The organism is Pseudomonas sp. P7548 (genome assembly GCF_013386585.1).
GTDB lineage: Bacteria > Pseudomonadota > Gammaproteobacteria > Pseudomonadales > Pseudomonadaceae > Aquipseudomonas.
The window spans coordinates 26,310-39,644 of the sequence record NZ_JACARO010000035.1; the positions used below are offsets into that span (position 1 = coordinate 26,310).

At 61.4% G+C, this 13,335-nt stretch carries 10 protein-coding genes; 4 read left to right on the forward strand and 6 right to left on the reverse strand.

Going from position 1 to position 13,335, the window contains the following annotated elements:
* Positions 1–11: 11 nt before the first annotated feature.
* On the reverse strand, positions 12–2,159 hold the full coding sequence (gene fadB, locus HX803_RS14460) for a fatty acid oxidation complex subunit alpha FadB (RefSeq protein WP_178921506.1): 2,148 nt from the start codon (positions 2,157–2,159) through the stop codon (positions 12–14).
* Positions 2,160–2,696: 537 nt separating this feature from the next.
* A complete protein-coding gene (locus HX803_RS14470; protein ID WP_178921510.1) occupies positions 2,697–3,134 on the reverse strand; it encodes a hypothetical protein in 438 nt (145 codons plus the stop codon).
* A 106-nt stretch (positions 3,135–3,240) separates the two neighbouring features.
* Here HX803_RS14470 and HX803_RS14475 point away from each other — a divergent pair, with 106 nt between their 5' ends.
* Positions 3,241–3,681: a universal stress protein gene (locus tag HX803_RS14475; protein WP_178921512.1), complete on the forward strand. Its 441-nt coding sequence runs from the start codon at positions 3,241–3,243 to the stop codon at positions 3,679–3,681.
* Between the two features lie 98 nt (positions 3,682–3,779).
* Here HX803_RS14475 and HX803_RS14480 read toward each other — a convergent pair whose 3' ends face one another.
* Complete coding sequence (locus tag HX803_RS14480; RefSeq protein WP_178921514.1) at positions 3,780–5,702, reverse strand: ATP-binding cassette domain-containing protein; 1,923 nt, start codon at positions 5,700–5,702, stop codon at positions 3,780–3,782.
* A 213-nt stretch (positions 5,703–5,915) separates the two neighbouring features.
* On the opposite strand from HX803_RS14480, the gene HX803_RS14485 reads away from it, so the two are divergent.
* Positions 5,916–7,844 (forward strand): transglycosylase SLT domain-containing protein, encoded by a 1,929-nt coding sequence (locus tag HX803_RS14485; RefSeq protein WP_178921517.1) that lies wholly within the window; start codon positions 5,916–5,918, stop codon positions 7,842–7,844.
* A 63-nt stretch (positions 7,845–7,907) separates the two neighbouring features.
* Here the strand turns inward: HX803_RS14485 and HX803_RS14490 are convergent, their stop codons facing one another.
* The gene (locus HX803_RS14490) at positions 7,908–9,692 is read right to left on the reverse strand and encodes an ABC transporter transmembrane domain-containing protein (RefSeq protein ID WP_178921519.1); all 1,785 of its coding nucleotides are present in this window, start codon (positions 9,690–9,692) and stop codon (positions 7,908–7,910) included.
* 236 nt (positions 9,693–9,928) lie between these two features.
* Between HX803_RS14490 and HX803_RS14495 the strand changes: the two genes are divergently transcribed.
* Positions 9,929–10,102: a PA1571 family protein gene (locus HX803_RS14495; RefSeq protein ID WP_053136589.1), complete on the forward strand. Its 174-nt coding sequence runs from the start codon at positions 9,929–9,931 to the stop codon at positions 10,100–10,102.
* A 139-nt stretch (positions 10,103–10,241) separates the two neighbouring features.
* Here the strand turns inward: HX803_RS14495 and pdxB are convergent, their stop codons facing one another.
* Entirely contained in the window at positions 10,242–11,384 is a 1,143-nt protein-coding gene (pdxB, locus tag HX803_RS14500; protein WP_178921521.1) for a 4-phosphoerythronate dehydrogenase PdxB, read from the reverse strand.
* A 188-nt stretch (positions 11,385–11,572) separates the two neighbouring features.
* Between pdxB and HX803_RS14505 the strand changes: the two genes are divergently transcribed.
* On the forward strand, positions 11,573–12,967 hold the full coding sequence (locus HX803_RS14505; RefSeq protein ID WP_178921523.1) for an MATE family efflux transporter: 1,395 nt from the start codon (positions 11,573–11,575) through the stop codon (positions 12,965–12,967).
* Positions 12,968–13,064: 97 nt separating this feature from the next.
* Here HX803_RS14505 and tusA read toward each other — a convergent pair whose 3' ends face one another.
* Entirely contained in the window at positions 13,065–13,310 is a 246-nt protein-coding gene (tusA, locus tag HX803_RS14510) for a sulfurtransferase TusA (protein ID WP_218647059.1), read from the reverse strand.
* Positions 13,311–13,335 lie beyond the last annotated feature (25 nt).

The following is a 13,335-nucleotide window of genomic DNA, read 5'->3' on the forward strand; positions in this document are numbered from 1 at the left end:
CGTTTGGGCGCTTAACCGAAGAAGCTCTGGCCGTTCTTGGCCATTTCACGCAGCTTCGCAGTCGGGTGGTACAGCGGGCCCAAATCAGCGTATTGATCAGCCAGGGCAACGAACTCGGCCACACCGATCGAATCGATGTAACGCAGCGCACCACCACGGAATGGAGGGAAACCAATACCGTAAACCAGGCCCATGTCGGCTTCGGCGGCGGTTTCTACGATGCCATCTTCCAGGCAGCGCACGGTTTCCAGGCACAGGGCGATCATCATCCAGTTGATGATGTCTTCGTCCGACACCTCACGCTGCTCGTAGATGACAGGCGCGAGTACTTCGTGAACCGATGGGTCGGCCACTTTCTTCTGCTTGCCCTTCTTGTCAGCCTCATAGGCGTAGAAGCCCTTGCCGTTCTTCTGGCCCAGGCGCTTGGCTTCGTACAGCGCGTCGATCGCCGAGCGGCGGTCGTCTTTCATGCGGTCCGGGAAGCCTTCAGCCATCACGTCGCGACCATGGTGACCGGTGTCGATGCCGACCACGTCCATCAGGTACGCCGGGCCCATTGGCCAGCCGAATTTTTCCATGACCTTGTCGATGCGCACGAAGTCCACACCGGCGCTGACCAGCTTGGCGAAACCGCCGAAGTACGGGAACAGCACGCGGTTGACCAGGAAGCCCGGGCAGTCATTGACCACGATCGGGTTCTTGCCCATTTTCTTGGCGTAGGCAACGGTGGTGGCAACAGCCAGCTCGCTGGACTTCTCGCCACGGATCACTTCCACCAGCGGCATCATGTGCACCGGGTTGAAGAAGTGCATGCCGACGAAGTTTTCCGGACGCTTGAGGGCCTTGGCCAGCAGCGAAATGGAAATGGTCGAGGTGTTCGAAGCCAGGATAGTGTCGTCTTTGACCTGGGCTTCCACTTCAGCCAGTACGGCCTGTTTGACCTTCGGATTCTCGACAACCGCTTCGACCACCAGGTCGACGTGGCCGAAATCGCCGTAGGACAGCGTAGGACGAATACCGTTAAGCACTTCAGCCATCTTCGCGGCGGTCATGCGACCTTTGTCCACGCGGCCGACCAGCAGCTTGGCGGCTTCCGCCAGGCCTTGCTCGATGCCGTGCTCGTTGATGTCTTTCATCAGGATCGGCGTGCCTTTGGACGCCGACTGGTAGGCGATACCGCCGCCCATGATACCGGCGCCGAGTACGGCAGCCTGTTTCACGTCGCGGGCGATTTCGTCGTAGGCCTTAGCCTTTTTCTTCAGTTCCTGATCGTTCAGGAACAGGCCAATCAGGCTCTGGGCAGCGGAGGTTTTCGCCAGTTTGACGAAACCAGCGGCTTCCACTTCCAGGGCTTTGTCGCGACCGAAGTTCGCGGCTTTCTGGATGGTCTTGATCGCTTCAACCGGCGCCGGGTAGTTCGGGCCGGCCTGGCCTGCCACGAAACCTTTGGCGGTTTCGAACGACATCATTTGTTCGATGGCGTTGAGCTTGAGCTTTTCCAGCTTCGGCTGGCGCTTGGCCTTGTAGTCAAATTCGCCGCTGATGGCGCCCTTGATCAGGTTCAGTGCGGCTTCGGCCAGCTTGTCCGGAGCAACCACAGCGTCGACAGCACCGACTTTCAGTGCGTCTTCAGCCTTGTTTTCCTTGCCGGCGGCAATCCACTCGATGGCGTTGTCGGCACCGATCAGGCGCGGCAGGCGCACGGTGCCGCCGAAACCTGGGTAGATGCCCAGCTTGACTTCAGGCAGGCCGATCTTGGCCGTGGCCGACATCACGCGGAAGTCGGCTGCCAGGCACATTTCCAGGCCGCCACCCAACGCGATGCCGTTGATCGCGGCGACGGTGGGTACGTTGAGGTCTTCGAAATCGCTGAAAATCTTGTTGGCTTCGAGGTTGCCAGCCACCAGCTCGGCATCGGGCAGCTTGAAGTTGTCGACGAATTCGGTGATGTCAGCGCCGACGATGAACACGTCCTTGCCGCTGGAGACGATCACGCCCTTGACCGAAGCATCTGCTTTGATGGTGTCTACGGCCTGACGCAGTTCGTTCAGGGTTAGACGGTTGAACTTGTTGACGGACTCACCCTTGAGGTCGAATTTCAATTCGACGATGCCACTTTCAAGAGCCTTAACCGTGATGGCTTTACCTTCGTAAATCATCAACTGATCTCCACGATATGGAAGCTGAACAGTACACACTGGACGCTGGCCTCTGGTTGGACATTGATGATTTGGTCAATGTTCACGCCAATCCGCCAGGCACACCCGCCAATGCGATAGTCGGGGTTCTGTATGAGCAGTCTGACAGACAAACGCTCAATTCATACGCCCGTTTGATTTGGGTACGCCACCTTCATCCAATTCCGGGCAATTGTCAATCGCTCCAAAGGCTAGGAAAAACGCGACTTTCCAGTCATTTCAGAACCCCAACCATAGGCCCGCGCCTCGTCAATATTCAAATATTCACGAAATCAATAATGGAAAAGATGTGGGAAAAGGCTGTACAGAACGGGATATCCGGCTAGGCTAGCCGCAACCGCAGCGCGCCGTGATGAACATCCGACGCGTGAAACACAGATTTACCGGCCTGCCTGGCCAACTCCAGCCCGATGATGATGTCGGGCTTTTTATTGCCCGCCGTTCCCCCAGGATTGGCGGGCTCCTACAGGGGGTTATTCCAGGCCGCCAGTGTCCGTATCAGGCCAGGGCCCTGAGCAAGGTATCGATGTCCTTCAACACGCTCGCCTCGCCCTTCTCCCCCCAATACAGGGCAATCATTTGCTTGTCGGCCTCGACCTTGTAGACGTTGGCCGGCAGCGTTGCAAAATGCGGCAACAACTTCTCGTCCACGCAGACTTCGCGCCATTGGTTGACCCACACCCCTGGCTCGAGCTGCCAGTAACTCCAGATCGCCGGCGTGCTGCCCCGTCGTGGCCGGCAGTACTGCGCACACGGGCTGGGCGGCTCCTGCTTGAGCCAGTGCGGCCACTCCTGGGGCGCCAATTGCATGGCCAGGCCGATGCGGCGGGCTTCCATGCGCAAGGCCATGCGCCCGCTCTGATGGCGCGACGGGCGCAGCCATGCCAAGGGGCTCAGAACCACCACAAGGATTGACACCACTATCCAGACCGTCATATGTGTACTCCCGAATTTCTAGATGAGCGGATTTGATCTGACGCAACCCCATCCGCTTGAAAGCAGCCATACTGAACTTATTGCAGTCCCTCTGGAGGAACGCCTCATGCCCTACCAACATATTCTGGTCGCTGTCGACCTGACCGAAGAGTGCGACCCAGTGATCAAGCGCGCGCAGGAATCCGCAATCGCCAATGGCGCCATACTGTCGCTGGTGCATATCGTCGAGCCCATGGCCATGGCCTTTGGTGGCGATGTGCCGATGGACCTTTCCCAGTTGCAGCAACAACAATTCGATCAGGCCAAAGAGCGCCTTGACCGTTTGATTCTCAAATACCCGCACCTGAAAAAGGATGACTGCCACCTGACTTACGGCCAACCGCGTCAGGAAATCCACCATCTGGCCAAGGAAAAGGCTTGCGACCTGATCGTGGTCGGCAGCCACGGCCGCCATGGTCTGGCGCTGCTGCTAGGCTCTACCGCCAATGACGTATTGCACGGCGCACCGTGTGATGTGCTGGCCGTCAAGCTGGTCAAGGCCCCTTAAGCCCTACCAAGCTCCCACATTTTTTTGATCGCGTTTCATATAAAAAGCCCGGCGTTCATACGAATGAACGCCGGGCTTTTTTAATGCACTGTAATCAATCAGGCATCCAGCTCAGCCCAACGCTCCACCAGCGCTTCCAACTCCTGGTTCAACGTCTCCAGGGAAGCAATCACCTTGGCAGTTTCCGCCGCAGGACGTAGGTAGAAACCCGCGTCAGCCATTTCGGCTTCTACCGCAGCAATCTGCTGTTCCTTGGCGTCGATATCGCCCGGCAAGGCTTCCAGCTCGCGCTGCAGCTTGTAGCTGAGCTTTTTCTTGCCGGCCGGCGCGGCTTCTGCAACCGGAGCCGGCGCAGCAGCCACCGGAGCCACCACTGCCGAGTTCAAATCGGCCTTGCCGGATTTGCTTTCGGTGACGCCCAACAGGCGCGGCGAACCACCCTGGCGCAGCCAGTCCTGATAACCGCCCACGTATTCACGCACCTTGCCTTCACCTTCGAAGACCAGGGTGCTGGTCACCACGTTGTCGAGGAATGCCCGGTCGTGGCTCACCATCAACACGGTACCGTTGAAGGTCAGCAGCACCTCCTCCAGCAATTCAAGGGTTTCCACGTCGAGGTCGTTGGTCGGTTCGTCGAGGACCAGCAGGTTGGCCGGCTTGCTGAACAACTTGGCCAGCAACAGGCGCGCACGCTCGCCACCGGACAAGGCTTTCACCGGCGTCCGTGCACGCTGCGGACTGAACAGGAAGTCGCCCAGGTAGCTGAGCACGTGGCGGCTCTGGCCGTCGATGTCGATAAAGTCGCGGCCTTCGGCGACGTTGTCGATCACGGTCTTTTCCAGGTCCAGTTGATGGCGCAACTGGTCGAAGTAGGCCACGTCGATCTTGGTGCCCTCCTCAACCTTGCCGCTGGTCGGTTGCAGGCCACTGAGCATCAGCTTGAGCAAGGTGGTCTTGCCGGTGCCGTTGGCGCCCAGCAAGCCGATGCGGTCGCCGCGCTGCAGGACCATGGAGAAGTCCTTGATCAGGAACGGGCCGTCCGGGTGATGGAAGCTGACGTTTTCCAGCACCATCACTTGCTTGCCCGACTTCTCGGCGGTATCCAGCTGGATATTCGCCTTGCCGGTACGCTCGCGGCGCTCGCTGCGCTCAACCCGCAGGGCTTTCAGGGCACGTACACGGCCTTCGTTACGGGTGCGACGGGCCTTGATGCCCTGGCGGATCCAAACTTCTTCCTGGGCCAGTTTCTTGTCGAACAGCGCGTTGGCGGTTTCTTCAGCGGCCAGCGCGGCCTCTTTGTGTACGAGGAAGCTGGCGTAGTCGCCGTTCCAGTCGATCAGGCCGCCACGATCCAGTTCGAGGATGCGCGTGGCCAGGTTCTGCAGGAAGGAACGGTCGTGCGTGATGAACAGCACGGCGCCCTGGAAGTCCTTGAGGGCTTCTTCCAACCAGGCGATCGCGCCGATGTCCAGGTGGTTGGTCGGTTCGTCGAGCAGCAGCAGGTCCGGCTCGGACACCAGGGCCTGGGCCAGCAGCACACGGCGGCGCCAGCCACCGGACAACTCGGCGAGGGTCTTGTCGGCCGGCAGTTGCAGGCGGCTCAGGGTGCTGTCCACCAGTTGCTGCAGGCGCCAGCCGTCGCGGGCTTCGAGGTCCTGCTGGACGTGCATCAGCTTGTCCAGGTCTTCCTCGGTGACGCAGTGCTGCGCCAGGTGATGGTATTCGGCGAGCAAGGCGCCGACACCGTCGAGGCCTTCGGCAACCACGTCGAACACGGTCCGTCCGTCGGCCACCGGCAATTCTTGCGGCAACTCGCCGATCTTGAGGCCCGGCGCGCGCCACACAGAGCCGTCATCGGGCTTCTGGTCGCCTTTGACCAGCTTCATCATGCTGGACTTGCCGGTGCCGTTGCGGCCGATGATGCACACCCGCTCACCACGGGCGATCTGCCAGGACACCTTGTCCAACAACGGCATAGCGCCGAAAGCAAGGGACACATCGCTGAATTTGAGCAGGGTCATACGCTTCTCCAAAAACTGGGCGCGCATTCTACCTGAGTTGAGGGTGGGATGCGGCCAGCATTTTCATGGGCGACATGTTCTGTAGGACATTTCCCATCAAGCTGAACGAACCGGCCGGCAAAGCTTTCGCACGCGTCGGGCAAAAGGCTAAGCTAGGGGCAATCAGTGTCGGCGGTGCCGGTGCTAGTCGTGATTTCTCTGCACGGACGTCTCATGCGCAGTCGCCTTTTCAATTTTTTGTCTTGTCTGATTCTTTCCGCCACCGCCGTCCAATCCGCCCAGGCCGTGGACCTCACCACCCAACGTCAATATTACGATGAAGCCAAACGCGCTTTGGCCAAAGGCGACAGCGGCCCCTACATGCAATACAGCGCCGCCTTGGCCGACTACCCGCTCACGCCGTACCTGGCCTACGATGAGCTGACTGCCCGCCTGAAAACCGCGAGCAACGAGGAAATCGAACAATTCCTCGCCAAGAACGGCGACCTGCCCCAGGCCAACTGGATGAAGCTGCGCTGGCTGCGTTGGTTATCCGACCGTGGCGATTGGCAGACCTTTGAAAAGTACTACGACGCCAAGCTCAATTTCGTCGAGCTGGACTGCCTTCACGCTCAGTACCAGCTCACCCACAACTTGAAAGCCGAAGGCTACAAAAACAGCGAAAAACTCTGGCTCACCGGCAAATCCCAACCGGCCGCCTGCGACGCCACCTTCGGTCAATGGGCCGCTGATGGCCAGCTCACCGAACAGAAAATCTGGGACCGCGCCAAGCTCGCTGCCGAAGCGCGCAACTACGCACTGGCCAACAGCCTGGTGAAAACCCTGCCGACCCTCGGCGCCCAAGGCCGCCTGATGGTGGACGTGGCGCAGAATCCCAACCTGCTCGGCGACCCGTCGCGTTTCCTGCCGGCCAACGAGGCCATGTCCGACGCCGTGGGCCTGGGCCTGCGCCGCCTGGCGCGCCAGGACCCGGACAAGGCCATGGCCCTGCTCGACGGCTACGCCAGCAGCATGCACTTCTCCCGTGACGAAAAAGTGTCGATCGCCCGGGAAATCGGCCTGACCCTGGCCCGTCGCTATGACCCCCGCGCCTTGGACGTGATGACCCAGTACGACCCGGAACTGCGTGACAACACCGTGTCCGAATGGCGCCTGCGCCTGCTCTTGCGCCTGGCCCGTTGGGAAGATGCCTACCAGTTGACCCGCAAGCTCCCACAGGACCTGGCCACCACCAACCGCTGGCGCTACTGGCAGGCCCGCAGCCTGGAACTGGCCGAACCGAAAAACCCACAAGCCCTGGTGCTGTACAAAAACGTGGCCAAGGAACGGGACTTCTATGGCTTCCTCGCGGCCGACCGCTCCAAATCGCCGTACCAGCTGACCAACAAGCCGCTGGTCATGAGCCAGGCCTTGATGAACAAGGTGCGCAACACCCCTGGCGTGCGCCGCGCCCTGGAGTTCTACGCCCGTGGCCAAGTAGTGGATGGCCGCCGCGAGTGGTACCACGTCAGCCGTCATTTCAACCGCGATGAGATGGTCGCCCAGGCCAAGCTGGCCTACGACATGAAGTGGTACTTCCCGGCGATCCGCACCATCAGCCAGGCGCAGTACTGGGATGACCTGGACATTCGTTTCCCGATGGCCCACCGCGACACCCTGGTGCGTGAAGCCAAGGTGCGTGGGCTGCATTCCAGCTGGGTATTTGCCATCACCCGCCAGGAAAGCGCCTTCATGGACGACGCCCGCTCCGGCGTAGGCGCCAGCGGCCTGATGCAACTGATGCCCGGCACCGCCAAGGAAACCGCACGCAAGTTCAGCATCCCCCTGGCCTCCCCGGCTCAGGTACTTGACCCGGACAAGAACATCCAGCTCGGCGCCGCCTACCTCAGCCAGGTGCACAGCCAGTTCAACGGCAACCGCGTGCTCGCCTCCGCCGCCTACAACGCCGGCCCCGGCCGCGTGCGCCAATGGCTGCGCGGTGCCGACCACCTGAGTTTCGACGTATGGGTGGAGAGCATTCCGTTCGACGAAACCCGCCAATACGTGCAGAACGTGCTGTCTTATTCGGTGATCTACGGGCAGAAGCTCAATTCGCCGCAGCCGTTGGTGGATTGGCATGAGCGGTATTTTGACGATCAGTAAGGCGTAGCCCCGACACAAAAATGCCCGCATTGAACGATGCGGGCATTTTTTATGGGTGATCAATCAGTGAGAGATGTGTTCTTCCACTCCATCACTGAACTGCAACGCCGCCAACCGCGCATACAACGGGTTGCTCGCAATCAACTGTTGATGCGTGCCCACCGCCACCAGCCTGCCCTGGTCCATCACTGCAATCCGGTCGGCGTGCTTCACTGTCGCCAGGCGATGGGCAATCACCAACGTGGTGCGCCCTTGCATCAGTTGCGGCAACGCTTGCTGGATCAGGTGTTCACTCTGAGCGTCCAAGGCGCTGGTCGCCTCATCCAGCAGCAGGATCGGCGCATCCACCAGCAACGCACGGGCGATGGCCAGGCGTTGGCGCTGACCACCGGACAGGCCCATGCCGCCATCGCCCAGATGGGTCTGGTAGCCGTCGGGCATTTGCAGGATGAAATCATGGGCGTGGGCGATGCGCGCCGCTGCCTGCACCTGTTCCAGGGTGGCCGTCGGGTTGCCGTAGCGGATGTTCTCTTCGACGCTGCCATAGAACAGCGCCGGGCTCTGGGACACCAGGGCAAAGTGGCGGCGCAGGTCCATCGGATCAAGCTCGGTCAACGGCTGGCCTTCCAGCAAGATACGGCCCTGCTGGGGGTCGTAGAAACGCAGCAGCAGGTCGAAGATCGTCGATTTACCCGCCCCGGACGGCCCTACCAGCGCCAGGGTTTCGCCTGGGTTGATGGTCAGGTTCAAGCCGTCGATCGCGTAGCTGTCCGGCCGTGACGGGTAGGAAAAGCGCAGGTCCTGCAGTTCCATACGGCCGCTGACGCGCTCCGGCAGCGGCACGGTACCGGTGGCGGGGGCTGTGATCTCGTTGCTCGATTGCAACAGCTCGCCGATGCGCTCCGCCGCGCCTGCTGCGCGCTGCAACTCGCCGAGTACTTCACTCAAAGTGCCCACGGAGGCCCCCACGATCAAGCTGTAGAACACGAACGCGGCCAGTTCGCCAGCAGAAATGCGCCCACCGATGACATCCATGCCGCCCACCCACAGCATCACGCCCACAGCCCCCAGCACCAGCATGATCACCAGGGTGATCAACCAGGCACGCTGGAAGATGCGCTGGCGCGCGGTGCTGAACGCATCTTCCACCGTCACGGCGAAACGTTGCTCGTCCTGCACCTGATGGTTGTAGGCCTGCACGGTCTTGATCTGGCCAAGGGTCTCGGACACATAGCTGCCTACATCGGCGATACGGTCCTGGCTCAGGCGTGACAGGCTGCGCACACGGCGGCCGAAGATCAGGATCGGCGCCAGCACCAGCGGCAGCGCCACCACCACAATGCTGGTGAGCTTGGGGTTGGTGACGAACAGCAGCACGATGCCCCCCAGCACCATCAAGCCATTGCGCAGGAACAACGACAGCGACGACCCGATCACCGACTGCAGCAAGGTGGTGTCGGTGGTCAATCGCGACTGGATCTCGGAGCTGCGGTTGTTCTCATAGAAACCCGGGTGCAGGTAGATGAGATGGTTGAACACCTGCCGCCGGATATCCGCCACCACCCGCTCGCCGATCCACGACACCAGATAGAACCGCGCAAACGTGCCCACGGCCAGGCCGAACACCAGGATCATGAACAGCCCGATGGACTGGTTGAGCAAGTGCGGCGACTGAGTCATGAACCCCTGATCCACCAGCAGGCGAATGCCCTGCCCCATGGACAAGGTAATACCCGCCGTCACGATGAGCGCCAACAGGGCACCGAGGGCGTGCCAGCGGTAGGGTGCAATGAAGCGGCTGGCCAGGCGAATCGCACGACGTTGACGGACTGAGAACATGGAGGGCATCACCAATGAGGAACCTGTAAGCCTACATTGGGGGAACTTGAGTAAATAACAATGAGTCAGGTTAATTATGCCCACCGATGCTGACCCCTAGAGGCTATCGGTCTAATGCCCGTCTGGAAATTTGTATCGGTTTCTGGTGGACTGGGTGTTCGAACCGCTGATTGTGTATGGAGTTGTAACAGCTCGGTCACGCGGGGGTTTTAAGGTAGGTACACAACCTGATGAGGAGACAGGCCATGACCTTGCAAAATAGCAGCGATGCCAAGATTGAAGTGATCCGCCAGCCGCAGCAGTTGCCTTGCTCCGTGATCGACGCCCAAGGCCGGGAAGTGCAGATTACCGAAGAGATGATCCAGCAAGCATGCCGCGAGCTGGAACAGCGACTGGTCAAGCCCGCCCAGCAAGGCTAACGTGCCCAAGCTCTTTCAAGACCGGCCCTGGTGGCCGGTTTTTTTATGCCCCCTGTAGGAGCCGGCTTGTCGGCGATGGCAACCGTAAGCACGCCATCGCCGGCAAGCCGGCTCCTACAGTGAGCGCATTGCGCGCTGGTCAGAGCAATTCACCGCCCAGGGCAGAGACGATCGACGACAGCACAGCGGACTCCCCATTGATGCGCACCTTCAAGCCGTCGATCTCGCGGCGCTCCGGATAGTGCTTGCGCAGCAGGTCAAACGCCTTGCGCTGTTCTTCCACGGTACCCACAAGGCTGCGGCGGAAATCCGCATCATCCCGGCGCGGGTCATACACGCTGCGGCACAAGGTGGCCAATGCCCAGGCTGGGTCGGTGGCGGCATTCAAGTGCACTTCGGCCAGCCAAGGTGGCGGCAGCAAGTCGCTCAGTTGGAGGCTGGGTGCCTGGCCCAGGTGTGCACAGAACGCCTGATAAATCTGTGCAGTGCCGCGCTGTTTGCCGTCCAGGCTGTAACCGGCGATGTGCGGCGTGGCCAGCACACACAGGTCAGCCAGGTCGACGTCCACTTCAGGCTCGCCTTCCCACACGTCCAGCACCGCTTGCAGGTCCTCGCGCTCCAGCAACACCTCTCGCAGGGCGGCGTTATCCACCACCGGGCCCCGGCTGGCATTGATCAGCCAGGTGCCGGGCTTGAGTGCGTTGAGGCGCTGGCGGTCGAACAGGTGCCAGGTGGAGCCGTTGCCGGACTTGGTCAGAGGCGTGTGCAGGCTGATCACGTCGCACTGTTCGATGATCTGCTGCAGGCTCACATAATCGCCGTCTTCGGCGATCTGGCGCGGCGGGTCACACACGAGCACGTTCCAGCCCAGGCCCTTGAGCACCTTGACCAGACGCCCGCCGACTTCACCGGCACCGACCACCCCGTAAGTCCGTGTGTTGAGGTCGGCCCCCTCGATTTCTGCCAGGGTCTGCAAGCTGCCCAGCACATAGTCCACCACACCCCGCGCGTTGCAGCCGGGGGCGCTGGACCACTGGATGCCAGCCTGTTGGAAGTAGTCGAGGTCCAGGTGATCGGTGCCGATGGTGCAGGTGCCGACAAAACGCACGCGGGTCCCGTCCAGCAAGGCGCGATTGACGTTGGTCACCGAGCGCACCAGCAGCACATCGGCCTGCTCGACCGTGGCGCGGTCGATGGACCGGCCGGGCACTCGGCGAATCTCGCCAAACCCTTCGAAGAATGCATCGAGCAGCGGGATATTTTCGTCGGCAACAATCAACATGGCAGGCTCCTTTCGCGGACTCGCAGTGTACAGGGATGCGACCTGCGTAACACCGCAGATGCCAGGCGCATGAAGCTTTGTGTGGGAGCGGGCTTGCTTACAAATCCCTAACACAGGTTTTTTCCTGACCGGCGCGTCAAAGCGTAGACTTCGCGGTCCTTGCGCTTCTATTGACCGGACATCTGTACGTGAACATCGCCACCACCGCCCTCTCCCGTCCCGCCCGCGTCAGCCGCGAGGTGCGCAGCCTGCTGACCCTGGCCCTGCCGATCATGATCGGCCAATTGGCGACCACGGCCATGGGTTTTGTGGATGCGGTGATGGCCGGGCGCGTGAGCCCGCGTGACCTGGCGGCGGTGGCCCTGGGCAACTCGATCTGGATTCCGGTCTACCTGCTGATGACCGGCACCTTGCTGGCCACCACGCCCAAGGTCGCCCAGCGCTTCGGCGCGGGCACGTTCAACGAGATCGGGCCGTTGGTGCGCCAATCCTTGTGGCTGGCGTTGGTCGTGGGGGTGACCGCGTTGTTGATGCTGATCAGCGCCGAACCGATCCTGCACGCCATGAACGTCGACCCCGAGCTGATAAAGCCGTGCATGGCTTACCTGCATGGCATCGCGTCCGGCATGCCGGCCATCGCCCTGTATTACGTGTTGCGCTGCTTCAGCGATGGCCTGGGCCGCACGCGACCAAGCATGGTCATGGGCCTGTGCGGGTTGGCGCTGAACATCCCGCTCAACTACGTGTTCATCTACGGCCACTTCGGCGTGCCAGCCATGGGTGGCGTGGGCTGTGGCTGGGCCACGGCGATTGTGATGTGGGTGATGATGCTCGGCCTGGCCGCCTGGACCCGCTGGGCCCCGGCCTACCAGAGCAGTGAACTGTTCAAGCGTTTCGACTGGCCGCAATGGGCAGTGATCAAGCGCGTGCTGAGCATTGGCCTGCCCATCGGCATTGCGGTCTTTGCCGAGTCGAGCATCTTTGCAGTAATCGCACTGTTGATCGGCAGCCTGGGCGCCAACGTGGTGGCCGGGCACCAGATCGCACTGAACTTCAGCTCGCTGGTGTTCATGATCCCTTACTCCCTGAGCATGGCCGTCACGGTGCGCGTCGGGCAGGCACTCGGGCGTGGCGAACCGCGCCAAGCGCGCTTCGCAGCCGGGGTCGGCATGGGCACGGCGCTCACCTACGCCTGCCTGTCCTGCAGCCTGATGCTGCTGTTTCGCGAGCAGATCGCGGCGATCTACACCCCGGACCCGCTGGTGATCCACGTGGCGTCGATGCTGATTGTGTTTGCGGCGCTGTTCCAGTTCTCTGACGCGATCCAGGTGACCGCTGCCGGCGCCCTGCGGGGCTACCAGGACACACGGGTGACCATGGTGCTGACGCTGTTCGCGTACTGGGGCGTGGGATTGCCGGTGGGTTACGCCCTGGGCCTGACCGATTGGCTGGGCGCCGCCAGCGGGCCGAGCGGCCTGTGGCAGGGGTTGATCGTGGGCCTGAGCTGCGCAGCGGCGATGCTGGTGATTCGCCTGGCACGCAGCGCGCGTCGGCGGATTCGCCTGGCGCCAGCGCACGCCTGACGCCTCATCAGCGCTTACCGCTCCCTGTAGAAGCCCGGCTTACCGGCGATGGCGTCTTTGAAATCGCCATCGCCGGCAAGCCGGGCTCCTACAAGGTTCAGGCGAGCTTCTTGCGAATCCAGTACAGGTACGTACCCGCCTGCTCCTGCTGATCCACCAGCTCGTGGTCCAGGAACACGCAAAACTTGGGAATATCGCGGCGGGTCGACGGGTCGGTGGCGATCACCTTGAGCAAGCCGCCTGGCGGCAGGTCACGGATGTGCTGGTGCAGCATCATCACCGGTTCCGGACAGTTGAGGCCGGTGGCGTCGAGGGTGGCGTCGACGGGTAGGTCAATACTCATAGTCACTCCTGAAACAGTCCCGCTC

What these genes read in the sequence shown, in the direction of transcription:
- fadB (WP_178921506.1), bottom strand. Translation starts at nt 2,159, where the DNA reads ATGATTTACGAAGGTAAAGCCATCACGGTTAAGGCTCTTGAAAGTGGC.
- HX803_RS14470 (WP_178921510.1), bottom strand. Translation starts at nt 3,134, where the DNA reads ATGACGGTCTGGATAGTGGTGTCAATCCTTGTGGTGGTTCTGAGCCCC.
- HX803_RS14475 (WP_178921512.1), top strand. Translation starts at nt 3,241, where the DNA reads ATGCCCTACCAACATATTCTGGTCGCTGTCGACCTGACCGAAGAGTGC.
- HX803_RS14480 (WP_178921514.1), bottom strand. Translation starts at nt 5,702, where the DNA reads ATGACCCTGCTCAAATTCAGCGATGTGTCCCTTGCTTTCGGCGCTATG.
- HX803_RS14485 (WP_178921517.1), top strand. Translation starts at nt 5,916, where the DNA reads ATGCGCAGTCGCCTTTTCAATTTTTTGTCTTGTCTGATTCTTTCCGCC.
- HX803_RS14490 (WP_178921519.1), bottom strand. Translation starts at nt 9,692, where the DNA reads ATGCCCTCCATGTTCTCAGTCCGTCAACGTCGTGCGATTCGCCTGGCC.
- HX803_RS14495 (WP_053136589.1), top strand. Translation starts at nt 9,929, where the DNA reads ATGACCTTGCAAAATAGCAGCGATGCCAAGATTGAAGTGATCCGCCAG.
- pdxB (WP_178921521.1), bottom strand. Translation starts at nt 11,384, where the DNA reads ATGTTGATTGTTGCCGACGAAAATATCCCGCTGCTCGATGCATTCTTC.
- tusA (WP_218647059.1), bottom strand. Translation starts at nt 13,310, where the DNA reads ATGAGTATTGACCTACCCGTCGACGCCACCCTCGACGCCACCGGCCTC.